25 protein-coding genes are annotated in these 23,891 nt (G+C 68.8%); 18 read left to right on the top strand and 7 right to left on the bottom strand.

The window, feature by feature from the left end; genetic code table 11:
- The first annotated feature begins 15 nt into the window (after positions 1–15).
- Genes ribH through tolA form a run of 7 tightly spaced genes read left to right on the top strand, consistent with a single transcriptional unit; the run spans position 16 to position 4,842 of the window.
- The gene (gene ribH / locus AC3A6R_RS10375; RefSeq protein WP_487861475.1) at positions 16–483 is read left to right on the top strand and encodes a 6,7-dimethyl-8-ribityllumazine synthase; all 468 of its coding nucleotides are present in this window, start codon (positions 16–18) and stop codon (positions 481–483) included.
- On the top strand, positions 480–1,025 hold the full coding sequence (gene nusB / locus AC3A6R_RS10370; protein WP_487861476.1) for a transcription antitermination factor NusB: 546 nt from the start codon (positions 480–482) through the stop codon (positions 1,023–1,025). Before ribH ends, nusB begins: the two co-directional genes overlap by 4 nt.
- The gene (locus AC3A6R_RS10365) at positions 1,022–2,209 is read left to right on the top strand and encodes a pyridoxal phosphate-dependent aminotransferase (RefSeq protein WP_487861477.1); all 1,188 of its coding nucleotides are present in this window, start codon (positions 1,022–1,024) and stop codon (positions 2,207–2,209) included. The genes nusB and AC3A6R_RS10365 overlap by 4 nt, the downstream gene beginning before the upstream one ends.
- Positions 2,206–2,643, top strand: a complete 438-nt coding sequence (gene ybgC, locus AC3A6R_RS10360) for a tol-pal system-associated acyl-CoA thioesterase (protein WP_487861478.1) — start codon at positions 2,206–2,208, stop codon at positions 2,641–2,643. The genes AC3A6R_RS10365 and ybgC overlap by 4 nt, the downstream gene beginning before the upstream one ends.
- 16 nt (positions 2,644–2,659) lie before the next feature.
- Entirely contained in the window at positions 2,660–3,379 is a 720-nt protein-coding gene (tolQ, locus tag AC3A6R_RS10355; RefSeq protein WP_487861479.1) for a protein TolQ, read from the top strand.
- Positions 3,380–3,396: 17 nt separating this feature from the next.
- Positions 3,397–3,834, top strand: a complete 438-nt coding sequence (locus AC3A6R_RS10350; RefSeq protein WP_487861480.1) for an ExbD/TolR family protein — start codon at positions 3,397–3,399, stop codon at positions 3,832–3,834.
- A 3-nt stretch (positions 3,835–3,837) separates the two neighbouring features.
- Positions 3,838–4,842: a cell envelope integrity protein TolA gene (tolA, locus tag AC3A6R_RS10345; protein WP_487861481.1), complete on the top strand. Its 1,005-nt coding sequence runs from the start codon at positions 3,838–3,840 to the stop codon at positions 4,840–4,842.
- Positions 4,843–4,875: 33 nt separating this feature from the next.
- On the opposite strand, the gene AC3A6R_RS10340 is transcribed toward tolA, so the two are convergent.
- Complete coding sequence (locus AC3A6R_RS10340) at positions 4,876–5,244, bottom strand: YgiW/YdeI family stress tolerance OB fold protein (RefSeq protein ID WP_487861482.1); 369 nt, start codon at positions 5,242–5,244, stop codon at positions 4,876–4,878.
- Positions 5,245–5,280: 36 nt separating this feature from the next.
- On the bottom strand, positions 5,281–8,799 hold the full coding sequence (dnaE, locus tag AC3A6R_RS10335; protein WP_487861483.1) for a DNA polymerase III subunit alpha: 3,519 nt from the start codon (positions 8,797–8,799) through the stop codon (positions 5,281–5,283).
- A gap of 91 nt (positions 8,800–8,890) precedes the next feature.
- On the opposite strand from dnaE, the gene AC3A6R_RS10330 reads away from it, so the two are divergent.
- Positions 8,891–9,679 carry a sulfurtransferase gene (locus AC3A6R_RS10330; RefSeq protein WP_487861484.1) on the top strand — a complete coding sequence of 263 codons (789 nt, stop codon included), beginning with the start codon at positions 8,891–8,893 and terminating at the stop codon, positions 9,677–9,679.
- Positions 9,680–9,872: 193 nt separating this feature from the next.
- Here AC3A6R_RS10330 and AC3A6R_RS10325 read toward each other — a convergent pair whose 3' ends face one another.
- The 4 genes from AC3A6R_RS10325 to AC3A6R_RS10310 all read right to left on the bottom strand — a co-directional run bounded on the left by AC3A6R_RS10325 (position 9,873) and on the right by AC3A6R_RS10310 (position 12,648).
- Positions 9,873–10,802, bottom strand: coding sequence for a pirin family protein (locus AC3A6R_RS10325; protein WP_487861485.1), 930 nt, complete (start codon positions 10,800–10,802; stop codon positions 9,873–9,875).
- Positions 10,803–10,827: 25 nt separating this feature from the next.
- Entirely contained in the window at positions 10,828–11,379 is a 552-nt protein-coding gene (locus tag AC3A6R_RS10320; RefSeq protein ID WP_487861486.1) for a flavodoxin family protein, read from the bottom strand.
- 46 nt (positions 11,380–11,425) lie between these two features.
- Complete coding sequence (locus tag AC3A6R_RS10315) at positions 11,426–11,863, bottom strand: DoxX family protein (protein WP_487861487.1); 438 nt, start codon at positions 11,861–11,863, stop codon at positions 11,426–11,428.
- An 83-nt stretch (positions 11,864–11,946) separates the two neighbouring features.
- Positions 11,947–12,648, bottom strand: a complete 702-nt coding sequence (locus AC3A6R_RS10310) for a pirin family protein (protein ID WP_487861488.1) — start codon at positions 12,646–12,648, stop codon at positions 11,947–11,949.
- Positions 12,649–12,824: 176 nt separating this feature from the next.
- Here AC3A6R_RS10310 and AC3A6R_RS10305 point away from each other — a divergent pair, with 176 nt between their 5' ends.
- The 5 genes from AC3A6R_RS10305 (at position 12,825) to AC3A6R_RS10285 (ending at position 17,922) form a co-directional block, all read left to right on the top strand.
- Positions 12,825–13,778, top strand: coding sequence for a LysR family transcriptional regulator (locus AC3A6R_RS10305; RefSeq protein ID WP_487861489.1), 954 nt, complete (start codon positions 12,825–12,827; stop codon positions 13,776–13,778).
- Between the two features lie 73 nt (positions 13,779–13,851).
- Positions 13,852–14,937 carry an NAD(P)/FAD-dependent oxidoreductase gene (locus tag AC3A6R_RS10300; RefSeq protein WP_487861490.1) on the top strand — a complete coding sequence of 362 codons (1,086 nt, stop codon included), beginning with the start codon at positions 13,852–13,854 and terminating at the stop codon, positions 14,935–14,937.
- Positions 14,938–14,947: 10 nt separating this feature from the next.
- Complete coding sequence (gene gluQRS / locus AC3A6R_RS10295; RefSeq protein ID WP_487861491.1) at positions 14,948–15,868, top strand: tRNA glutamyl-Q(34) synthetase GluQRS; 921 nt, start codon at positions 14,948–14,950, stop codon at positions 15,866–15,868.
- Positions 15,865–16,632, top strand: a complete 768-nt coding sequence (gene trmB, locus AC3A6R_RS10290) for a tRNA (guanosine(46)-N7)-methyltransferase TrmB (RefSeq protein ID WP_487861492.1) — start codon at positions 15,865–15,867, stop codon at positions 16,630–16,632. Before gluQRS ends, trmB begins: the two co-directional genes overlap by 4 nt.
- A 129-nt stretch (positions 16,633–16,761) precedes the next feature.
- The gene (locus tag AC3A6R_RS10285) at positions 16,762–17,922 is read left to right on the top strand and encodes an ABC transporter substrate-binding protein (RefSeq protein ID WP_487861493.1); all 1,161 of its coding nucleotides are present in this window, start codon (positions 16,762–16,764) and stop codon (positions 17,920–17,922) included.
- Positions 17,923–17,925: 3 nt separating this feature from the next.
- On the opposite strand, the gene AC3A6R_RS10280 is transcribed toward AC3A6R_RS10285, so the two are convergent.
- The gene (locus tag AC3A6R_RS10280) at positions 17,926–18,645 is read right to left on the bottom strand and encodes a Crp/Fnr family transcriptional regulator (RefSeq protein ID WP_487861494.1); all 720 of its coding nucleotides are present in this window, start codon (positions 18,643–18,645) and stop codon (positions 17,926–17,928) included.
- Between the two features lie 127 nt (positions 18,646–18,772).
- Here AC3A6R_RS10280 and AC3A6R_RS10275 point away from each other — a divergent pair, with 127 nt between their 5' ends.
- The 5 genes from AC3A6R_RS10275 to tcuB all read left to right on the top strand — a co-directional run bounded on the left by AC3A6R_RS10275 (position 18,773) and on the right by tcuB (position 23,877).
- Positions 18,773–19,363 carry an HD domain-containing protein gene (locus AC3A6R_RS10275; protein WP_487864394.1) on the top strand — a complete coding sequence of 197 codons (591 nt, stop codon included), beginning with the start codon at positions 18,773–18,775 and terminating at the stop codon, positions 19,361–19,363.
- Positions 19,364–19,412: 49 nt separating this feature from the next.
- Positions 19,413–20,180 carry a class II aldolase/adducin family protein gene (locus AC3A6R_RS10270; RefSeq protein ID WP_487861496.1) on the top strand — a complete coding sequence of 256 codons (768 nt, stop codon included), beginning with the start codon at positions 19,413–19,415 and terminating at the stop codon, positions 20,178–20,180.
- Positions 20,181–20,221: 41 nt separating this feature from the next.
- Positions 20,222–21,148 carry a LysR family transcriptional regulator gene (locus AC3A6R_RS10265; protein WP_487861497.1) on the top strand — a complete coding sequence of 309 codons (927 nt, stop codon included), beginning with the start codon at positions 20,222–20,224 and terminating at the stop codon, positions 21,146–21,148.
- 76 nt (positions 21,149–21,224) lie between these two features.
- The gene (gene tcuA / locus AC3A6R_RS10260; RefSeq protein ID WP_487864393.1) at positions 21,225–22,652 is read left to right on the top strand and encodes an FAD-dependent tricarballylate dehydrogenase TcuA; all 1,428 of its coding nucleotides are present in this window, start codon (positions 21,225–21,227) and stop codon (positions 22,650–22,652) included.
- Positions 22,636–23,877 carry a tricarballylate utilization 4Fe-4S protein TcuB gene (gene tcuB, locus AC3A6R_RS10255; RefSeq protein WP_487861499.1) on the top strand — a complete coding sequence of 414 codons (1,242 nt, stop codon included), beginning with the start codon at positions 22,636–22,638 and terminating at the stop codon, positions 23,875–23,877. The genes tcuA and tcuB overlap by 17 nt, the downstream gene beginning before the upstream one ends.
- Positions 23,878–23,891 lie beyond the last annotated feature (14 nt).

The following is a 23,891-nucleotide window of genomic DNA, read 5'->3' as shown; positions in this document are numbered from 1 at the left end:
AAAGACGAACCCGACATGCAAGGTGCAAACAAGGGAGCGGATGCGAAGCCGCTCGACGGAAAAGGACTGCGCATCGGCATCGTGCAGGCGCGTTTCAACGCCGACATCACCGACGCGCTCGCTGCCGCCTGCCTCGCGGAGCTCGAGGCGCTCGGCGTGGCCGCGGACGACATCCACCACGTGAACGTGCCCGGCGCCCTCGAAGTGCCCGTGGCGCTGCAGGCCATGGCTCGACGCGGCGGCTACCACGCGCTGGTGGCGCTGGGCTGCATCATCCGCGGCGAGACCTACCACTTCGAACTGGTGGCCAACGAATCGGGCGCGAGCGTGAGCCGCGTCGCACTCGACCATCGCCTTCCCATCGCCAACGCGATCCTGACCACCGAGAACCTCGAGCAGGCCGTGGCGCGCCAGACCGACAAGGGCCGCGACGCGGCCCGCGTGGCGGTCGAAATGGCGCAGCTGCTGGCCGCCCTCCAATGACCGACGACACCCCCAAGACCACCGGCGCCAAGCCGCGCCCCGCACGGCAGCTGCGCACCGGCCTCACGAGCAGCGGCGTGCGCAAGGCCTCGGCCAAGTCGAACCGCAGCCGCGCGCGCGAATTCGCGCTGCAGGCGCTCTACCAGCACCTGGTGGGCCGCAACGACGCTTCCGACATCGACCACTTCACGCGCGACCTCGCGGGCTTCCACAAGGCCGACGCCGCGCACTACGACGCGCTGCTGCACGGTTCGATCGAGAACGCCGAGCAGCTCGATGCGCTGATCCGGCCGCTGCTCGACCGCAAGTTCGAAGAGATATCGCCCGTCGAACACGCGGTGATGTGGATCGGTGTGTACGAATTCCAGCATTGCCTCGACGTGCCCTGGCGCGTGGTGCTCAACGAGTGCGTCGAACTGGCCAAGGAGTTTGGCGGCACCGACGGCCACAAGTACGTCAATGCCGTGCTCAACGGCCTGGCGCCGCAGTTGCGCGCCGCCGAAGTCGAGGCCGATCGCGCCTCGGGCAAGGCCAGGCCGTGAGGATTTCGGCGCGCGCCCAGCGCATCGAACCCTTCTACGTGATGGAGGTCGCCAAGGCCGCCGGCGTGCTCGCGCGCGAGGTGGCACACACCGAGCGGCCGATGATTTTCCTGAACATCGGCGAGCCCGACTTCACCGCGCCGCCGCTGGTGCAGGAAGCCGCAGCGCGCGCGGTGCGCGCCGGCGCCACGCAATACACCCAGGCCACCGGCCTCGACGCACTGCGCGAGCGCATCAGCGGCTGGTATGCGCAGCGCTTCGGCGTCGACGTGCCGGCGCGGCGCATCGTGGTGACGGCCGGCGCCTCGGCAGCGCTGCAGCTTGCCTGCCTGGCGCTGATCGATGCGGGCGACGAGATCCTGATGCCCGACCCGAGCTATCCGTGCAACCGGCATTTCGTGAGCGCGGCGGACGGCAAGGCCGTGCTGGTGCCGACCACGGCGGCCGAGCGCTTCCAGCTCACGGCCGCCAAGGTCGAGGCCGCCTGGACCGCCAACACGCGCGGCGTGCTGCTGGCGTCGCCTTCCAACCCCACCGGCACCTCCATCGCGCCCGACGAACTGCGCCGCATCCACGAGGTGGTTTCGCAGCGTGGCGGCATCACGCTGATCGACGAGATCTACCTGGGGCTGTCGTACGACGCGCAATTCGGACAGACGGCGCTGGCGATCGACGACAACGTCATCAGCATCAACAGCTTCAGCAAGTACTTCAACATGACCGGCTGGCGGCTCGGCTGGCTGGTGGTGCCCGAGGCGCTGGTGCCGGTGGTCGAGCGCCTGGCGCAGAACCTCTTCATCTGCGCGAGCACGGTGTCGCAGTACGCAGCGCTCGCCTGCTTCGAGGACGCCAGCATCGCCGAATACGAACGCCGCCGCGCCGAGTTCAAGGCCCGGCGCGACTGGTTCATTCCGCAGTTGAACGCACTCGGCCTCGACGTGCCGGTCGTGCCCGACGGCGCCTTCTACGCCTGGGCCGACTGCACCCGCATCGCCGAACAGCTCGGCATTTCGGGCAGTTGGGATTTCGCCTTCGAAACCATGAAGCGGGCCCATGTCGCCGTGACGCCCGGCCGCGACTTCGGCAGCGCCGAAACCTCGCGCTTCGTGCGCTTTTCGACAGCCAGTTCGATGGCGCACCTGCAGGAATCGATTGAGCGCCTGCGGGCCATGATTGCGAGATGAGCTTCGCGTTCCCCATTCGCGTCTACTGGGAAGACACCGACGCCGGCGGCATCGTGTTCTATGCCAACTACCTCAAGTTCATGGAACGCGCGCGCACCGAATGGCTGCGCTCGCTGGGCATCGAACAGCGTGCGCTGCGCGAGCGAACCGGCGGCCAGTTCGTGGTGAGCGAGACGCAACTCAAATACCACCGCCCCTCGCGGCTCGACGACGAACTGCTGGTGACAGCCGAACTTCGACAATCGGGCACTGCATCGCTGATAATCGGACAGCGAGTGCTATCAAAAACAGAGCAAACGCGGACCGACGCGGCCGACCCCGTGCTGCTGTGCGAGGGCACCATCCGCATCGGCTGGGTGGACGCTTCCACACTGCGCCCCGCGCGCATCCCGGCCGAAATTGCGGGAACCCTCGAGCGCCGCGCGGCTCCATGACTCAACCTTTCAAGCCATGAACCAAGATCTCTCCATCGTCAATCTCCTGCTCCAAGCGAGCATCGTGGTCCAACTGGTCGTGCTCTTGCTCGTGATCGTCTCGATCGCCAGCTGGGCCGCGATCATCCGCAAGTACTTCGCGCTGCGCCGCATGCGCGCGCTCAACGATGAGTTCGAGCGCGAGTTCTGGTCGGGCACCAGCCTCAACGAGCTGTTCGCCTCGGCCGCGCAGAACGCCAAGTTCTCCGGCCCCATGGAGCGCATCTTCGCCTCGGGCATGCGCGAGTACCAAAAACTGCGTGAACGCCACGTGAGCGACGCCCCCACGCTGCTCGACGGTGCCCGCCGCGCCATGCGCGCGAGCTTCCAGCGCGAGCTCGACGCGGCCGAACAGAACCTGTCGTTCCTGGCCACCGTCGGTTCGGTCTCGCCCTACGTCGGCCTCTTCGGCACGGTCTGGGGGATCATGCATGCCTTCACCGGTCTGGCCGCGCTCGCGCAGGTCACGCTCGCCAGCGTGGCGCCCGGCATTGCCGAAGCGCTGGTGGCGACCGCCATCGGCCTGTTCGCGGCGATTCCCGCGGTGGTCGGCTACAACCGCTTCGCGCGCGAGATCGACAAGATCGCCATCGCCCTCGAGACCTACATCGAGGAGTTCTCCAACATCCTGCAGCGCAACCTGTCGGCCAACCCGGGTGCGGCAACGGCCACGTCGGCGACGGCCACCAACCGCTGAGCGGAGAAGACAAACCCATGCCCGCCGTTTCATCCCGAGGCCGAGGCCGCCGGACGATCAACGAGATCAACATGGTCCCGTTCATCGACGTGATGCTGGTGCTGCTGATCATCTTCATGGTCACTGCACCGCTCATCACGCCGAGCGTGATCAACCTGCCTTCGGTCGACCGCGCCAACAAGCAGCCCGACAAGCCGATCGAGATCGTCATCAAGAGCGACGACGAAGTGCAGATCAAGAAGGACCCGTCCACCGGCAGCGGCGGCACGTCCATCCCCATGACCCAGATCGGCGATGCAGCCAAGACGGCCCAGGGCGGCGACGACCAGCGCCCGGTGGTCATCAGCGCCGACAAGTCCGTCAAGTACGAAACCGTCGTGAAGGCGATGAACCAGCTCAAGCGCAGCGGCATCGAGCGCGTGGGTCTGTCGGTCACCACCACGGGCGGCAAATAAGGCATGTCGCTCGCGCTGGACCGCCCCGAATTCGCACCCCCGCCGCAGCGCGGCACGCCGCGCGCGGTGCTGCTGGCGCTCGTCGCGCATGCGCTCCTGATCGCCGCGCTGACCTGGGGCGTGAGCTGGCGGCGCGAAACGGCAGACGCCGCCGTCGACGCCGAGCTGTGGTCTTCGACCGTGCAGCAGGCCGCGCCGCGTGCCGTGGCGCCCACACCGCCGCCGCCCGCGCCGGCGCCGGCCCCCGCGCCCGAACCCCCACCGCCCCCGCCGCCCCAGGCCGTGCGGCCGCCGGAACCGGCGCCCCCGCCGCCCAAGGAGCCCGACATCGCGCTCGAACGCGAGAAGAAGCTCAAGGAGCAGAAGGAGCGCGAGCGCCAGGAAGAACTGGCGCGCGAGCAGCGGCAGAAAAAGCTCGAAGCCGAGCGCAAGGCCGCGCAGGAAAAGAAAGAGCAGGAAGCGCGCGAGCGCGCCGAGCGGCTCGAGGCCGAGCGCAAGAAGGAAGCGCAGCAGGAGCAGCAGGAAAAGAAGCTGGCCGAAGCGAAGAAGAAGGAAGCCGAGGCTGCTGCGGCCAAGAAGAAGGAAGCCGAAGCCGCTGCGGCCGCCAAGAAGAAGGAAGCCGAGGCCAAGGCCACCGCGCAGGCAGCCGCCGATCGCGCCGCCACGCTCAAGCGCATGCAGGCCATGGCGGGCAGCGGCGGCGAGGGCAATGCCGCGCGCTCGTCCGGCCCGTCGGGCAGCTATGGCGGCAAGGTGGCTGCGGCCGTCCGGCCCAACGTGGTGTTCCCCGAGGCCGATCTGATCAACGGCAACCCCGGCGCCGAATTCGACGTGCGCCTCGCGCCCGATGGCACGATCGTCGGAACGCCTTCGCTGGTGAAGAGCAGCGGCGTGGCGAACTGGGACGAAGCCGCGCTGCGTGCGCTGCAGAAGACCGAGAAGCTGCCGCGCGACGTCGACGGCACCGTGCCGTCGCGGCTGATCGTCACGCTCAAGCCCAAGCGCTGAGCCGCTGAGGGCCGGCGCCCGCGCGGGCGCCGCTCAGCGCGCCACGCTCAGGCGCTTGACGTCGAGCTCGGCCTTGTTGCCGACCATGTCCTTGTCGAACTCGCCCGAGATCTCGACGCGCACCTTGTCGTCGATCTTCACGCCCGGCTGAAAGTGCTTGGCGTCGATCTCGACCTTCATGCGGCCGCTGTCGTCGGCAAAGGTGTAGTGCTCGCCGCCATCGTGCGAGACGATGAAGCCGCGCAGAGTCGCATGCTGGTCGTCCTTGCCGGTGTCCAGCAACTGCTTGACCGTCATGGCCTGCACGCTGCTCGGGCCGCTGTATTGGGCCAGGGCCGGCGTCAGCGCGACCGCCAGGCCGAGGGCGAACGTGGTTTTCTTCAGTTTGGCTGCAAGCGTCATGGCGGTGTTACTCCTTGTTGAACGATGTCATTCGTGTCATTCGTAGACGACCGAGGCCTTGCCGGCTTCGGCCTGCGCAGTCCAACTCGCGAGCGCGGCATCGGTGGGAAAGAACTTGGCCCGCTCGCCGAGCTGCAGTTCGACCTGTGCGCCGCCGCGCGCCATCGACAGGCGCACCGGCAGGCCCTGCACCAGGTCGCCGTGCTCGCTCTGCTCGGTGCGCGGCGGAAAGTCCTTCACGAGGCGCGCGATGTCGGGCGCCTTGCCGTTCACCGCCACCCGCAGGAACTTGCCGAAGCGGCAACGCGCCGCGGCCAGGTCCCAGACCTGCTGCACCTGGAAGCGTGCCTCGAAGCCGCCGCGACCCGGCTGCAGCCGGCCGCTCACGATCACGAGCTCGTCCTCCTTCAGCGTGTTGCGGTTGGCATTGATCAGCGCCTCGTCGGCGGTGGCCTCGATCGAATCGGACTTGTCGTCGAGCTTGAAGATCGCGAGCCGGCCGCGCTGGCCGTTGATGACGCGCAGGTCGCTCACGATGCCCGCGATCACCTGCTGCTCGCGCGTGTCCATCAGGTCGCCGATCTCGCGCTTGCAGAAGCGCCGCACCTCGTGCGCCACCTCGTCGAACAGGTGGCCCGACAGGTAGAAGCCGACGGCGGTCTTCTCGAAGGTCAGCCGCTCCTTCACGCCCCACGGCGTGGCATCGACGAGCTCGGGCTCGGCGGTGGCCGAGCCGTGCTCGCAGTCGCCGAAGATGTCGACCTGCGCCGCATTCGCCTCGGTGGCGGCCGAGAATTCGAAGGCGCGGTCGAGCGAGGCGACGAGCGACGCGCGGTTCTGCTGGATCGCGTCGAAGGCGCCGGCCTTGATCAGCGCCTCGACCGTGCGCTTGTTGATGCGCTGGCGGTCGATGCGCACGCAGAAGTCATAGAGGCTCTTGAACGGGCCGCCCTCCTCGCGCGCGCGCACCAGCGCCTCGACCGCGAGCTGGCCCGTGCCCTTGACAGCGCCGAGCCCGTAGCGGATCACCTTGTCGGTCACCGGCTCGAAGCGGTAGTTGCCGCGGTTCACGTCCGGCGGCTCGAAGCTGATGCCAAAGTTCTTCTGCGCGTCCTCGAACAGCACCTTGAGCTTGTCGGTGTTGTCCATTTCCACGGTCATGTTGGCGCAGAAGAACTCGGCCGTGTAATGAACCTTGAGCCAACCCGTGTGGTACGCCAGCAGCGAGTACGCGGCCGCATGCGACTTGTTGAAGCCGTAGCCCGCGAACTTCTCCATCAAGTCGAAGATCTCGTCGGCCTTGTCCTGCGGGATGCCGTGCGTGGCGAGCGCGCCCGCGCGGAACTTCTCGCGGTGCTCGGCCATTTCCTCGAGCTTCTTTTTGCCCATGGCGCGGCGCAGCAGGTCGGCGCCGCCGAGCGAGTAGCCGCCCAGGATCTGCGCGGTCTGCATCACCTGCTCCTGGTAGACCATGATCCCGTAGGTCTCGGAGAGCATCTCGGCCACGGCCGGGTGCGGGTACTCGACCTCTTCGCGGCCGTGCTTGCGCGCCACGAAGCTCGGGATCAGGTCCATCGGGCCGGGGCGGTACAGCGCGTTGAGCGCGATCAGGTCCTCGAGCCGCGTCGGCCGCGCATCCTTCAGCATGCCCTGCATGCCGCGGCTTTCGAACTGGAACACCGCCTCGGTCTTGCCTTCGGAGAAGAGCTTGTAGGTCTCGCGGTCGTCGAGCCGGATGTTCTCGTAGGCGAAGTTCTCCTGGCCCTTGTGGCGGCTCGCGATGAAATCCTTCGCGATCTCGAGGATCGTGAGCGTCGCGAGGCCCAGAAAGTCGAACTTCACCAGGCCGATGGCCTCCACGTCGTCCTTGTCGTACTGGCTCACGGCCGAGTCGCTGCCGGGCTGCTGATAGAGCGGGCAGAAGTCGGTGAGCTTGCCCGGCGCGATCAGCACGCCGCCCGCGTGCATGCCGATGTTGCGCGTCATGCCCTCGAGCTTCTGCGCCATCTCGACCAGCGACTTGACCTCTTCCTCGCGCTCGATGCGCTGCGCGAGCTGCGGCTCGGCCGCGATCGCGTACTTCTCCTTGTCGTCTTCGGACAGGTCGGCGGGCGGGTACTGCAGCGTGACGGGCTTGCCCGGCTTGTTGGGAATGAGCTTGCTGATGCCGTCGCAGAACATGTAGCTCATGTCCATCACGCGGCCCACGTCGCGGATCGCGGCACGCGCGGCCATCGTGCCGAAGGTGGCGATCTGGCTCACCGCGTCGCGGCCGTACTTGTCCTTCACGTAGTCGATCACGCGGTCGCGGTTGCCCTGGCAGAAGTCGATGTCGAAGTCGGGCATCGACACGCGCTCCGGGTTCAGGAAACGTTCGAACAGCAGCTTGTATTCGAGCGGATCGAGGTCGGTGATCTTGAGCGCATAGGCCACCAGCGAACCGGCGCCCGAGCCCCGGCCCGGTCCGACCGGGCAGCCGTTGCTTTTGGCCCACTTGATGAAGTCGCCCACGATCAGGAAGTAGCCCGGGAAACCCATCTTCAGGATGGTGTTGATCTCGAACTCGAGCCGTTCCACGTAGCGCGGGCGCTCGGCCTCGCGCTTCGCGGCATCGGGGTAGAGGTGCGCGAGGCGCTCCTCGAGCCCCACGAAGGATTCCTGCCGGAAGAACTCGTCGATCGGCATGCGCACGCCGTCGCTGATGAACGGCGTCGGAAAGTCGGGCAGCTGCGGCTTGCCGAGCACCAGCGTGAGGTTGCAGCGCTTGGCGATCTCGACCGTGTTGGCGAGCGCGCTCGGCACGTCGGCGAAGAGCGCCTCCATCTCGGCCGCCGACTTGAAATACTGCTCGGGGGTGAACTTGCGCACGCGGCGCGGATTGCCGAGGATCTCGCCCTCCGAGATGCACACGCGCGCCTCGTGCGCCTCGTAGTCCTCGCGCTCGGCGAACTGCACCGGGTGCGTGGCCACCACCGGCAGCCGCAGCCGGGCCGCGAGCTTCACGGCCGCGATCACGTGCGGCTCGTCCTCGGGGCGGCCGGCGCGCTGCAGCTCGATGTAGAAGCGGTGCGGGAAGATGCCCGCGAGTTGCAGCGCCAGTTCGGCCGCGCGTTCGTGCTGCCCCTGCAGCAGCGGCTGGCCCAGCGGGCCCGCCTGCGCGCCCGAGAGCGCGATCAGCCCGCCCTGCAGTTCCTGCAGCCATTCGAGCTTGCAGGCCGCCTGCGACTGGCCGCGGCCGACGTTCTGCGTCCAGGCGCGCGCCAGCAGTTCGCACAGGTGCAGGTAGCCTTCGGTGTTCTGCACCAGCAGCACGATGCGGGTCAGCGCCCCGGGCTCCTTGCCCAGGCCCTCGACGAAGACCTCGGCACCGATGATCGGCTTGACGCCCTTGCCGCGCCCCTGCTTGTAGAACTTGATGGCCCCGAACAGGTTGTTGAGGTCGGTGATCGCGAGCGCCGGCTGGCTGTCGCCGGCGGCGGCCTTGACGACTTCGTCGATTCGGATGGTCCCGTCGACGACGGAAAACTCGGTGTGCAGGCGCAGGTGAACGAACATCCGCCCATTGTAGAAAGCGCAGCCTCCACGATGTGGGTTGGCATACCCTCGAAGCCGGCCGCGCGGGTCGCGACACCTACAATCGGACCCCGTGCAACAAGAGATTCTGAATATCGCGGCCTACAAGTTCGTGGCCATCGACGACGCCCCCGCGCTGCGCGAGGACCTGCGCGAACGCACCGGGGCGCTCGGCCTCATGGGCACGATCCTGCTGGCGCCCGAGGGCATCAACCTGTTTCTGGCGGGCGCCGCCGACGCGGTGCGCGCCTTCGTGGCCCACCTGCGCGCCGATGCGCGCTTCTCGGATCTCGAAACCAAGGAAAGCTGGTCGGCCACCCAGCCGTTTCGCCGCATGCTCGTCAAGCTGAAGCGCGAGATCATCCGCATGGACCACCCCGCGATCCAGCCCGCGGCCGGCCGCGCGCCCGGTGTCGATGCGCCCACGCTCAAGCGCTGGCTCGACCAGGGCCACGACGACCAGGGTCGAGAGATCGCGCTGCTCGACACCCGCAATGCCTTCGAGGTCGACCACGGCAGCTTCGAAGGCGCGATCGACTGGCGCATCGGAAAGTTCACCGAGTTCCCGCCCGCACTGCGCGAACACCGCGCGGAGTTCGCCGGCAAGACCATCGTGAGTTTCTGCACCGGCGGCATCCGCTGCGAGAAGGCCGCCATCCTGATGCGCGAGGAAGGCGTCGAGAACGTGCTGCAGCTCGAAGGCGGCATCCTCAAGTACTTCGAGCTCGTGGGCGGCGCGCACTACAGCGGCGACTGCTTCGTGTTCGATGGGCGCGAGGCACTGGCGCCGGACCTGAGCGCGCGTTCCAACAAGGCCAGTGCGCGGGCGTCGGAAGACCCAGACCTCGGGATCAAGACTTAGCGCGCGCTGCTGTTCGGGGCGTGATCGTTGCGCAGAGCGGTCGTTGATCAGCGATGCACTGCGAGCGTGCCCTGTGCCCAGGGTACCGGGTGCTCCCCGCAGCGAAATAAGGAGGAGCCGAAGGCGGGGGACATTCGCGGAGGGGAGTACCCGGTGGCCTGGGCACGCGCCCCGAACAACCGCCCAGCGAAGATCAGACCGGCGTCGTCCCCACATCCGGCTCCCGCACCCCAAACGGCTTGCCCGGCAACGGAATGAACTCTGTCTCCCCCGCCACATGGCCCATGCGCTGCGCGGCCCAATCTTCGCCGGCCTGCAGGATGCGCTCGCGCCGGCTCGAGACGAAATTCCAGGTGATATAGCGCGGGCCGTCGAGCGGCTCGCCGCCGATGACCACCAGCCGCACCGGCGCCGTCACGGGCGCCGTGAGGCGCGCGCCCTGCCCCTCGGCCAGCACGGCCATGGTGTGCGCCGGCACCGCGCTGCCGTCGACGCCGATGTCGCCATCGATCGGGTACACCGCGAGCTCGGGTGCGAGCGCCGGCAGCTCGAAGCTTGCACCCGCGGGCAGCGCGATGTCGAGGTACACCGTCTGCGAGAAGGTGCGCACCGGCGAGCGCGCACCAAAGGCCTCGCCCACCAGCACCCGCACGCCCACGCCCTGCTCGACCACGGCCGGAATCGCATCGGCCGCCGTGTGCTCGAAGCTCGCTTCGACCTCTTCATGCGCCTGCGGCAGCGCAGCCCAGAGCTGCAGGCCGTGGTTGACGTAGTGCTCGGCCAGCAGGCGCTCGGGCTTGCGCTCCGAATGCACGATGCCGCGGCCCGCGGTCATCCAGTTGATGGCGCCCGGCAGGATCTCCTGCACGCTGCCGATGCTGTCGCGGTGCATCATCGCGCCCTCGAACAGGTAAGTGACCGTGGCCAGCCCGATGTGCGGATGCGGGCGCACATCGTGCGCATTGCCGGGCTGTTCGGTGGCGGGACCGAAATGGTCGAAGAACACGAAGGGGCCTACGGATCGGCGCACCGCCGCGGGCAGCAGGCGCCGCACGTTGAAGCCGCCCCCCAGGTCCTTGTCGTGCGGTTGAAGCAATCGGGTGGCGGGCGCGGCATCGGTCATCGTGTTCTCCTTGTGTCGGCGTGGTTCAGGCGCGCGATCTTGCCACCGTGGCAATGCGTTCGCCGAAGGCGCGCGCGGTGTCGAGATCGCCCTTCGGGATCTCGGCCGGGCTCGCGTCCGAGGGCGACTGCGTGAGCAGGCCGCCGTAACCGCCGACGTAGTTGGTCGAGTCGCGCGTCGCGGCCTTGTTGTTGGTCGGCATGATGCCCATGCTGACCCAGATGCCGCTGTGCTGCATCGCGAGCGTCCACAGGTAGGCCATCGTGGTGACCTTGTCGCCGTTCATCGTCGCGCTGTTGGTGAAGCCCGCGAAGAGCTTGTCCTTCCAGCCCTGCGTGAACCAGACCTTCGACGACGCATCGGCGAATTTCTTGAACTGCCAGCTCACGTTGCCCATGTAGGTGGGCGAGCCGAAGATGATCGCGTCGGCCGCAGCCAGCATTTCCCAGCCGCCCTCGGGCAGGTTGCCGTCGGCGTCGATCGCGAGCAGTTGCGCGCCGGCGCCATCGGCCACGGCCTGGGCCACGCGCTGGGTGTGGCCGTAGCCGGAATGGAAGACAACGACGATGTCGGCCATGGATGCTTCTCCTGAATCTTGGATGGTTGCGGATCGGTGAGGAAGCTTACTTCCTGTCGATGCCGAAGCGGCCGCCACCGAAGGCGGCGATCGCGAGCAGGCCACCCACGACGGCCACGTTCTTGAAGAACATCAGCTGGTTCACGAAGGCCTTGTCGACCGGCATGCTCCAGTAGTTGTGGAACATCACGGTAGCGACGAGCGTGAACACCGCGAGCACGATCGCCGCGAGGCGCGTCCTGTAGCCCACGAGCAGCGCCAGGCCCACGCCCAGTTCCACGAGGATCGCGATCACCGCGCCCACCTGCGGCAGCGGCGCGCCCACCGATGCGATGTAGCCCACGGTGCCGGCAAAGCCGGTGAGCTTGGCAAAGCCCGCGGGCACGAACAGCAGCGCGATGAGGATGCGGCCCACGAGCGCGAGCGTGTCCTGTGCGGCGTTGGGGTTGGCGGCGGTGTTCAGCGGAAGGGAAGCGGTGGTCATGGGAAAACTCCTCGGGAATGGTTGAGGTGAAAAGACGAGCGAAAGAAAAAGCCGGGCGGCGCGCGCCCGGCCGAGGGGAAACATCAGGCGGCCAGGTCGAACACCAGCACTTCGGCGTCCTTGCCTGCGCCGAGCGTCAGCTGCGACTCGCCTTCGAGCATCGCGGCGTCACCGCCCGCGAGCTTCTGGCCGTTGACCTCGAGCTCGCCGCGCACCAGGTGCACGTAGCTCTTGCGCGCCGGGTCGAGCGCCAGGCTGGCGGTCTCGGCGCCGTCGAACAGGCCGGCCATCAGGCGCGCGTCGGCATGCACCGTGACCGAGCCCTCGGCACCATCGGGCGAAGCCACGAGGCGCAGCGTGCCGCGCTTCTCGGCGTCGGCGAACTTCTTCTGCTCGTAGCCCGGCGCAATGCCGCGCACGTTCGGCTCGATCCAGATCTGCAGGAAGTGCGTGGTCTCGTCGGCCTTGTGGTTGAACTCGCTGTGCATCACGCCCCGGCCCGCGCTCATGCGCTGCACGTCGCCCGGCGGAATGGTTTCCACGTTGCCGAGGCTGTCCTTGTGCGCCAGCTCGCCCGACAGCACGTAGCTGATGATCTCCATGTCCTTGTGACCATGGGTGCCGAAGCCGGCGCCCGCGGCGACGCGGTCCTCGTTGATCACGCGCAGGTTGCCGAAGCCCATGTAGGCCGGGTCGTAATAACCCGCAAACGAAAAGCTGTGGAACGAGCGCAGCCAGCCATGGTCGGCATAACCGCGTTCCTGGGATTTGCGAATCTTCAACATCGTCGAACTCCTTTTTCGACGACCGCGCCGTCGTGGGCACCGGGCCGTCTTGCTTGCATGCCGCGCCGGATGCGCAGCGGATGAGATGAACTTTAGGCCTTCACTCACAAGTGAAAAGCGCTGTGTTTTGATGGCATCATTCAAATTTTTTGAATGATCCGAACGCTTCGAAAACCATGCCGAATGCCAGAGACGTACTGACCCCCGATGCGCTCGCCATGCTCCAGACCGTGGCGAGCACCGGCAGCTTCGCGGCCGCGGCGCGCTCGCTCGACCTCGTGCCCAGCGCGCTGAGCTACCGCGTGCGCCAGATCGAAGACGCCCTCGATGTGCTGCTGTTCGACCGCAGTGCGCGCCAGGCCCGGCTCACTGAGGCCGGGGTCGAGCTGCTGCGTGAAGCCGCGCGGCTGCTCGGCGAGATCGATGCCGTCGCCAACCGCGTGAAGCGCGTTGCCACGGGCTGGGAGCCGATGCTCACAATCGCGGTCGACGGCGCGATCGCACGCGATCCGCTGCTCGACCTGGCAACCGCCTTCTTCGCGCTCGATCCGCCGACACGGCTCAAGCTGCGCGACGAGACCCTGCTCGGCACCATCGAGGCGCTCACGAGCGGCGAGGCCGACCTGGCCATCGGCGCCGTGCTCGACGCCGCGAGCCTTGCCTTCACCGCCACCGGCATCCGCAGCCGCCCGATCGGCGAACTGCGCTTCGTCTACGCAGTCGCGCCGCACCATCCGCTGGCCCGGCTCGACGAGCCGCTCAGCGATGCGGTGCTGCGGCAGTACCGCGCGGTGGCCGCGGCCGACTCGGTGCGCTCCGGCCCGAGCATGACGGTCAACCTCGTCGGCGGTCAGGACGTGCTGACCGTGCCCACGCTGCAGGCCAAGCTGGCCGCGCAGCTGCACGGCCTGGGCGGCGGCTTTCTGCCCGAGCCGATGGCGCGGCCCTACATCGAGGCCGGCCACCTGGTCGAGCGCCGCACCGAGCGCCAGCCGCCGCTCGCCACCATGCACTGCGCCTGGCGCGTGCCGAGTGCGGGCGGCCCGGGCCGCGCGCTCGAATGGTGGCTTGCGCAGTTCGAGCACGAGGCCACGCGCCGCGCACTGCTCGAACGCCACCGTGGCCGCTGAAGAAGCACGCCGCTTCGACCGTTGTAGAGTCCGTCCACGTCCATCGTCTTCCCTGCAAAAGAAAAGAGTCCACATGACCACTCGCGCCCAACCCAAGCCCGCCGCCGAACGCCGCCGAGCCCCCGCCGCGCCGCGCCACTACGCCGTCATCGGCGCCGGCATGGCGGGCGTTGCCTGCGCGCGCACGCTGATGCAGGCGGGCCACCGGGTCACGGTGTTCGAGCGCGAGGCCGCACCGGGCGGGCGCATGGCCAGCGTGGACACCGCCTACGGCCGCTTCGACAGCGGCGCGCAGTACTTCACCGTGCGCGATCCGCGCTTTGCGCTCGCACTCGAACCCACGCCGGGTCTCTGCCGGCCCTGGAGCGCCAACCTCGTGCGCGTGCTCGACGCGCACGGCCGCGTGGCCGAGGCCGCGCTGCCAGGCCATGAGCCGCACTGGGTCGCGCAGCCCGGCATGGACGCGCTGGTGGGCCACTGGGCCGCACCGCTCGGCGACCGCCTGGTCGCCGGCATCCAGGTCACGCAGATCGAGCCCGATGCGCTCGATGCCAAGCGCTGGCAGTTGCGCACCACGGGCGCCGACGATTCGCAGCATGTGTATTCGGGCTTCGATGCCGTGCTGCTCGCGGTGCCGCCGCAGCGCGCGCGCGTGCTGCTCGGCGACGGCAGGCTCTCGGCCGCCATCAGCCAGAAGATCGAGCCGGTGCGCATCGCGCCGTGCTGGACGCTGATGATCGCCTTCCCGCAGGCCAACCAGCCCACCATGTCGCACCTCGGGCCGCAGTGGAATGCCGCGCGCAGCACCCACCACCGCGTGGCATGGCTCGCGCGCGAATCGTCCAAGCCCGGCCGCGAGCGCATCGAACGCTGGACGCTGCAGGCCAGCGCCACCTGGTCGCAGGAGCACCTGCGCGACGATGCCGCGCGCGTGCAGGCCAAGCTGCTGCGCGCCTTCTCCGAGATCACCGGCATCCATGCCGCGCCCACCCATGCCCAGGCGCGCTGCTGGACCGAAGCCCAGACCCAGGTGCCGGTCGGCAAGAGCCACCTCTGGGACGCCAAGGCGCGCATCGGCGTGGCGGGCGACTGGTGCATCGGGCACCGCGTCGAAGACGCTTTCCTGTCGGGCCTGTCGCTCGCGCTGGCGGTGATCTGACGAGGGCGCGATGCATGCGACCGGCCGCTTCGCGCCTTCGCCGACCGGTGCGTTGCATGCCGGTTCGCTGGTGGCCGCGCTCGCAAGCTGGCTCGACGTGCGCGCGCGCGGACCGCAGGCGCGCTGGCTGATCCGCATCGAGGACGCCGACACCGAACGCTGCCTGCCCGGCATGGGCGAGCACATCCTGCGGCAGCTGGCCGACTGCGCCCTCGTGCCCGACGCGCCGCCGGTGTGGCAGACACGGCGCACCGCGCTGTACGACGCGGCGCTGGCGAGGCTGCGCTCGCTTGGCCTGGCGTACCCCTGCGGCTGCTCGCGCAAGGACATCGACATCGCGCTCGCGCGCCTCGGGCAGCGCCACGAGCGCCATGGCGAGCGCGTGTACCCCGGCACCTGCCGCAACGGCCTGCACGGCAAGCCCGCACGTGCCTGGCGCTTCGCCACCGAGAAATTCGAGCAGGCATCGCTCGCGACCGGCGAACTCCACTGGACCGACCGGCGCCTCGGGACGCAGCGCCAGGACGTCGCACGCGAGGTCGGCGACTTCGTGCTGCGCCGCGCCGATGGCCCCTGGGCCTACCAGCTCGCGGTGGTGGTCGACGATGCCGACCAGGGCGTCACCGACGTGGTGCGCGGCGAAGACCTGGCCGACAACACCGCGCGCCAGATCCTGCTGCAGCGCGCGCTCGCCCTGCCCACGCCGGGGTACCTGCACACGCCGCTGGTGCGTGGTGCCAACGGCGAGAAGCTCTCCAAGCAGAACGGCGCGCGCGCCATCGACACCGCCACGCCCGCAGCCGCCCTTGCCGCGCTCGACACCGCCGCGCGCGCGCTCGGCCTGGGCGCGGCAACGGGCGGCAGCTGCGCCGAGGCGCTGGCCGGCTGGGTCGGCGAATGGCGCGATCTCTACAATCCACGGGCCACATGAACCCTTCCGACACCGTGCCCCCCGATTCCCCTTCCGCAGACGATCCGGCCGACCATCCAGCCGGCAGTCCGGCCAGCGATCTGCCGCATCCGCTGCACCGCCGGCTCAAGAGCTTCGTCAAGCGCGCCGGCCGCACTACCGACGGCCAGGCACGCGCCTTTGCCGAACTGGGCCCCCTGTTCCTGCTGCCCTACAAGCCCGAGCCGCTCGACCTGACGGCCGCTTTCGGCAGCCGCGCCGCACCGACCGTGCTCGAGATCGGCTTCGGCATGGGCGAGGCCACGGCGCACATCGCCACGGTGCTGCCCGAGACCAATTTCCTGTGCTGCGAGGTGCACGAGCCCGGCGTGGGCGCACTGCTCAAGCGCATCGGCGAACAGTCGCTCACCAACATCCGCATCTGCGCGCACGACGCGGTCGACGTGCTCGACCACATGCTGCAGCCCGCCTCGCTCGCGGGCGTGCATGTGTTCTTTCCCGACCCCTGGCACAAGAAGCGGCACAACAAGCGCCGGCTGATCCAGCCCGAGTTCGTGAAGAAGCTCGCCCAGCACCTGCGCCCCGGCGGCTACATCCACTGCGCGACCGACTGGCAGCCCTACGCCGAGCAGATGCTCGAGGTGCTGTCCGCCGAGCCGCTGCTGCGCAACACCGCCGCCGACGGCTACGCACCCAAGCCGTCGTACCGGCCGCTGACCAAGTTCGAGAACCGCGGGCTCAAGCTCGGCCACGGCGTCTGGGACCTGGTGTTCGAGCGCGCCTGAGGCACCCCCGCGCGCAGCGGGCGCGCGCCATTCCCTTCGTTGTAGGTGTAAGCACCGCCGGTCGCCGCCTTCGCGGCAGGCATCCAAATTGCTACACTTTTACTTACAACTCACCATCAGGGGGAATTCATGCAGAACACGCGCAGACAGTGGTTGGGCAAGGCATGCGGCGCACTGCTGCTGGGCAGCGGCACGGCACTGCCGGCCTTCGGCCAATCGACCCGCGCCGCAGGCGACCGCGTCGTGGTGCTGGGCCAGTCGGTACCGCTCACGGGCGACGCGAGCGAAATCGGCCTCGCGTTTGCGGCGGGCAGCCGGCTCGGCGTGAACGATTTCAACGAGCGCCACGCCGGAACCGGCCTGCAGCTCAAGCTGATCCAGCTCGACGACGGCTACGACGAAACCCGCGCCGCGCGCAATGCCCAGACGCTGCTCGCCAAGGAAAAGGCCGACATGCTGTTCGGCTTCGTGGGCACCGCGGGCAGCACCGCCGCCGCCAAGATCGCCACGCAACACGGCAGCCTGCTGTTCGCCCCGTTCGCGGCCTCCGACGTGCTGCGCGGTGCGGACCATCCCCACGTGTTCCACGTTCGCCCCGGCATGATCGACGAGGCGCTGAAGATCGTGCGCCAATGCGCCACCGTGGGGCAGACGCGCATCGCGCTGGTCGGCGACGACAACGCCATGGGCCATGCCGGCCGGACCGCCGTGCAGCAGGCGCTGGCCGAGCGCAAGATGGAACCGCTGGTCGCGACGGCGATGGTGCCCCCGGGCGGCGGCGACGCGCTCGACGGCCCGCTGAAGGCAGTGCTCGAACAGAAGCCGCAGGCCATCGTGCTGGTCTCGCTTTCGGGCACCACGGCCAGCGCGATCCGCAAGCTGCGCAAAAGCGGCTACAGCAGCACCTTCCTGGCCTTCTCGATCGTCGGCATCGACCCGCTCTATGCGGAACTCGGCAAGGACATGGGCGGCATCGTGATCTCGCAGGTGGTGCCCTCGCCGCGCCCCTCGGCCATTCCGATCGTCAAGGAATACCGCACCGTGCTCGACAACTCCGACCAGGCGCCCTCGTACGAAGGCCTCGAGGGCTTCATCGCGGTCAAGGTCGTGGGCGAGGCGCTGCGCCGCGCGGGCCGCGGCTTCACGAGCATGAGCCTGCAGAAAACCATGACCGCCATGACCGACTACGACGTGGGCGGCTTCCGCATCAATCTGCGCCCGGGCCTGCGCGACCCCTCGCGCAGCATCGACCTGATCAGCATCTCGGCCGACGGGCGCGTGCTGCGCTGAGGCCTATCCAGCGTTCACCAACGCCTGCAGCGCCCCGGGCGACGCGAGCGCGATCCGCCCGTAACCGAGCACGATCGCACCGGTCGCGGCCAGCGCATTGAGCTCTTTCGAGAGCGTCTGGCGCGTCACGCCGAGCATCATCGCCAGCGCCTCCTGCGACAGCCTCAGTTCGCGCCGCAGCTGCACCGACTGCGTGGCATCGCCGCGCGCCAGCACCAGCAGCCGGTGCGCCACGCGCGCGCGCAGGCTGCGCAGCGTCGCATCCTCGGTCAGGCCGTAGAGCATGCGCACGCGCGCGGCGAGCAGCGCCGCCATCGCGGCGGCGAACACCACGTCGCGCGTCTGCTCGGCAAAGGCATCCGGCGGCACCACCAGCAGGTCGAGCGCGTCGAGGGCGGTGGCATCGTGCGTGCGCGGCGAGCCGTCGATCAGCGTGATCTCGCCGAACCAGTTGCCGGGCTCGAGCACGGCCAGGATCGCCTCACGGCCGTCGCGCCGCAGCGACGAGATCTTGATCGTGCCGGCCAGCAACCCGTAGAAGCCGCCGCCCGCGGCATGGACCGGATCGCCCTGGCGGAACACCATCGCGCCGCGTCGCACGTGGATGAGTTCCCCTGCCGCGAGCAGCGTCTCGCGCTGGCCGCGCGGCAGGCTCATGAACCACGGGTTGCGCTCCACCGCGGCGCGGTGCGCGGCGGAAAGGCGCGGCTTGGATGCGGGCATGTGAGCGCGGACTAAAGCCTCGGGGGCGGGGGTTTACCAGGGCCTTGCATTGTCAAATTCTTGACAGTTGATGGTCAAGTGCGGGTCTACAGTGGCCGCCACCTCACGACACGATGGAGACCACACCATGGGCGAACGCGCAACATTCACGAGCATGCAGGACAGCACCGCCGAAGACTGGCAACGGATCGGCGGCGAGTTCAGGCAGTTCGCGGGCGACCTGCCCGCGCGCATCGTCCGCCACCTGCAGATCCTCGAAGGCGACTACGGCGGCTTTCCGGTCGACCGCTACACCCACTCGCTGCAGACCGCGACCCGCGCTTTACGCGACGGCCGCGACGAGGAGTACGTGGTCTGCGCGCTGCTGCACGACATCGGCGACACGCTCGGCAGCTTCAACCATCCCGACATCGCCGCGGCGATCCTCAAGCCCTTCGTGAGCGAAGCCAACCTCTGGATGGTGCAGCACCACGGCATCTTCCAGGGCCACTACTTCTTCCACCACATCGGGCTCGACCGCGACATGCGCGACGGCTTCAAGGACCATCCGCACTACGAACGCACGGCCGAGTTCTGCGCGCTCTACGACAACCCCGCATTCGACCCCAAGGCCGAGACGCTGCCCATCGGCGAGTTCGAGCCCATGCTGCGACGCCTGATGGCGCAGCCGAAGCAGAGCATCTACAAATCGGCGCTGAAGGAACCGGCGGCTGTTTGAGGCACGCAGAACGGCAGCCCGATTTCAACAACCTCCAACAAGACCCCCCATGAATGCCACTACCCCCTCCCAAGTCCAGCAGCAAGTCTCCCCCGAGGAATGGCAGCTGCGCGTCGACCTCGCCGCCTGCTACCGCCTCGTGGCGCTGCACGGCTGGAGCGACCTCGTGTTCACGCACATCAGCGCACGCGTTCCCGGCCCCGAGCACCACTTCCTCATCAATCCCTACGGTCTCATGTTCGACGAGATCACGGCGTCGAGCCTGGTCAAGGTCGACCAGCAGTGCAACAAGGTCATCGATTCGCCCTACCCCGTGAACCCGGCGGGCTTCGTGATCCACAGCGCGGTGCATGCCGCGCGCGAGGACATCCAGTGCGTGCTGCACACGCACACGCGCGCCGGCATCGCCGTGAGCGCGCAGAAGAACGGCGTGCTGCCGATCAGCCAGCAATCGACCTTCGTGCTGGCCTCGCTCGCCTACCACGACTACGAGGGCGTGGCCTTCCGCGACGACGAGAAGCCGCGCCTGCAGGCCGACCTCGGCCACGCCAATTTCCTCGTGCTGCGCAACCACGGCCTGCTCACCTGCGGCAAGACCATCGCCGACGCGTTCCTGTCGATGTACACCTTCGAGAACACCTGCCAGATCCAGATCGCGGCGCAGGCCGGCGGCGGCGAGCTCACGCAGGTGAACCCGCGCATCGTCGAAGGCGTGGGCCATGCCATGAAGGTGCAGACCGGCGGCATCGGCGGGCAATTCGTCTGGCCCTCGCTGATCCGCAAGCTCGACCGGACCGACGACAGCTACAAACAGTAGGCCTGTTCAGGCGCTAGCCGCGCCTGCGCGATGATGCGCGCATGGAACTGAGGCAACTGCGCTATTTCGTCAAGGTCTGCGAACTCCGCAGCATGGGCCGGGCCGCGGTCGAGCTCGGCGTGGTCACCTCCGCGCTGAGCCAGCAGATCAGCCGGCTCGAAAGCGAGTTGTCCACCCGCCTGCTGCAGCGCAGCTCGACCGGCGTGGTGCCGACCGACGCCGGCCTGGCCTTTCTGCAGCAGGCCCAGCTCACGCTGCGGCATGCCGACGATGCGGTGCGCGCCGCGCAGCAGGCACGCCTTTCGGGCCACGTGAGCGTGGGCCTCGCCCCCACCACCGCTTCGGTACTCGGCGTGCCGCTGATGCGCGCCATGCGCGAGCGCTACCCCGACGTGCGGCTGCACATGGTGGAAGCGCTTTCGGGCCACCTCACGACCATGCTGCATGCGCGCCAGCTCGACCTGGCGGTGCTGTTCCAGACCGAAACGCCGCGGCGCTGGAGCGTGCTGCCGCTGCTCGAAGAGAAGCTCTTCGTGATCGCCGCGTCCGATCTCGCGCAGCGCCCCACCGGCGCGAAGGTGCGGCTGTCGCAACTGGCCGGTCTGCCGCTGATCCTGCCGAGCGGCAGCCACGGCCTGCGCGCCACGCTGATGGCGGCATTTGCACGTGCGCGCATCGCGCCGAACATCGTTGCCGAAGTCGACGGGCTGGCGCTGCTGATGGACGCGGTGCGCGCCGGCCACGGCGCGACCATCCAGCCCGGTGCCGCCACCGCGCGCCACGACCAGGGCGACCTGCAGCGCACGCAGATCAGCGATGCGCACGTGGGCCGCCACAACCTGCTGGTGAGCCTGTCCGACGACGAGCTGTCGCCGGCGGCGCTGGCGGCGCGCGTGGTGCTGGCTGAAACCGCGCGCGACCTCGTTCGCGCCGGGCACTGGGCCGGCGCCACCCTTCACAAGAACTGAACACCCGTTGCCCGATGCGGCCTTTCGGGTGAAGGCCGCTCTCCTTAGAGTCCACGCATTCCAAGGAGACCCACGATTGATCGACGTACTGGTGGTAGGCGGTGGCAATGCCGCGCTCTGCGCCGCGCTGATGGCGCGCGAGGCCGGCGCCTCGGTGCTGCTGCTCGAAGCCTCGCCGAAGGCGTGGCGCGGCGGCAATTCGCAGCACACGCGCAACCTGCGCTGCATGCACGATGCGCCGCAGGACGTGCTGGTCGATGCCTACCCCGAAGAGGAATACTGGCAGGACCTGCTGAAGGTGACCGGCGGCCTGACCGACGAGCACCTCGCGCGGCTGGTGATCCGCGCCTCGTCGAACTGCCGCGACTGGATGCGCCGCCACGGCGTGCATTTCCAGCCGCCGCTGTCGGGCGCACTGCATGTCGCGCGCACCAATGCCTTCTTCATGGGCGGCGGCAAGGCGCTCGTCAACGCCTACTACCGCAGCGCCGAACGGCTCGGCGTGCAGGTGCGCTACGACACGCCCGTGGCCTCGGTCGAGCGCGACGGCGAGCGCTTCGTGGCGGTGCGCACCGAGGCCGGCGAACGCATCGCGGCGAAGAGCTGCGTGCTCGCGGCCGGCGGCTTCGAGTCGAACCGCGAATGGCTGCGCGAGGCCTGGGGCCAGAACGCGCTTGGCGAATGGCCGGCCGACAACTTCCTGATCCGCGGCACCCGCTTCAACCAGGGCGTGCTGCTCAGGCACATGATCGATGCGGGCGTCGACAGCATCGGTGACCCGTCGCAGGGCCACATGGTCGCGATCGATGCGCGCGCACCGCTCTACGACGGCGGCATCTGCACACGCATCGACTGCGTCTCGCTCGGCGTGGTGGTCAACCGCGAGGCGCGGCGCTTCTACGACGAAGGCGAGGATTTCTGGCCCAAGCGCTATGCGATCTGGGGCCGCCTGGTGGCGCAGCAGCCGGGCCAGATCGCCTGGTCGGTCATCGACCAGAAGGCGGTGGGCCGCTTCATGCCGCCGGTGTTCGAAGGCACGCAGGCCGGCACGCTCGGCGAACTGGCGCGCAAGATCGGCCTGGACGAAACCGCCTTCGTGCGCACCGTGCAGGACTACAACGCCGCCTGCCGCCCCGGCCGCTTCGACCACACCGCGCTCGACGACTGCCGCACCGAAGGCCTCACGCCCGCCAAGACGCATTGGGCGCGCCCACTCGACACCGCGCCGTTCCATGCCTACCCGCTGCGGCCCGGCATCACGTTCACCTACCTCGGCCTGAAGGTCGACGAGACCGCGGCGGTGCGCTTCGGCGGCCGGCCGAGCCCCAACCTGTTCGTGGCCGGCGAGATGATGGCCGGCAACGTGCTCGGCCAGGGCTACACGGCCGGCGTCGGCATGAGCATCGGCACGGCCTTCGGCCGCATCGCCGGCACGCAGGCGGCGAAAGCGGCAGCCGCACTGTCCAACAAGAATCCGGAGGCCCGCCTTGCAGCAGCTCACTGACCTGGTCGCGCGTGCGCGTGCGGATGCCGATGGAGATGCCGACGGCATCGGCAGCGCCTCGCCGCGCGTGATCCCGATCCGCCCCGCCCTGCCGCTGGCCGCGAGCGAGGCCGAGGTCGCGCGCATCCTGCAGATCTGCAATGCCTGCCGCTACTGCGAAGGGTTCTGCGCCGTGTTCCCGGCCATGACGCGACGGCTCGAGTTCGGCAAGGCCGACACGCACTACCTCGCCAACCTCTGCCACAACTGCGGCGCCTGCCTGCATGCCTGCCAGTACGCGCCGCCGCACGAATTTGCGGTCAACGTGCCGCAGGCCATGGCGCAGGTGCGCCTGCAGACCTACCACGACTACGCCTGGCCGCCCGCCATGGGCGCGCTCTACCGCCGCGCGGGCCTCACGGTGGCGCTGGCGCTCGCGGGCGGGCTGGCGCTGTTCCTCGTGCTGGCGGTGGCCATGTCGGGCTCGCTGCTGCACGAACCGCTCGCGGGCGACTTCTACGCGATCTTTCCGCACAACTTGCTGGCGGGCCTGTTCGGCGCGGTGTTCCTGTTCGTGGTGTTTGCGCTGGCCATGGGCACGCGGCGCTTCTGGCGCGAGGTGTCACCCGCCAACGACGTGCGCGACGCGCCGTCGGTGGCGGGCGTGCGCGCCGCCGCGGGGGCCGAGGCCGCACACGACGTGCTGCGCCTCAGGTACCTGGGCGGCGGCCACGGCGAGGGCTGCAACAACGAGGACGACCGCTTCACGCTCTGGCGCCGGCGCTTCCACCATTTCACCTTCTACGGCTTCATGCTGTGCTTCGCCTCCACCAGCGTGGCCACGCTCTACCACTACCTGCTCGGCCTGCCCGCACCCTATGCGCTCACGAGCCTGCCGGTGCTGCTCGGCACCGCGGGCGGCATCGGCCTGGTGATCGGCCCGGTCGGCCTGCTGTGGATGAACCTGCGGCGCGACGCCGCGCATGGCGACGTGGCGCAGCGGCCGATGGACCGCGGCTTCATCGCGCTGCTGCTGCTCACCAGCCTCACCGGCCTGGCGCTGCTCGCCTGGCGCGACACCGGCTTCATGGCGCTGCTGCTCGCGGTGCATCTGGGCGTGGTGATGGCGCTGTTCCTCACGCTGCCCTACGGCAAGTTCGCGCACGGCATCTTCCGCTCGGCGGCGCTTTTGAAGTTCGCGATCGAGAAGCGGCTGCCGAACCGCCTGCAGCTCGGCGCCGACTGACCGCCCTCCTTTTT

It is taken from the genome of Variovorax sp. Soil_C_19, assembly GCF_057657255.1.
The sequence above is the reverse complement of the archived record's forward strand: the minus strand, read 5'-3'. Positions and strand labels throughout refer to the sequence as shown.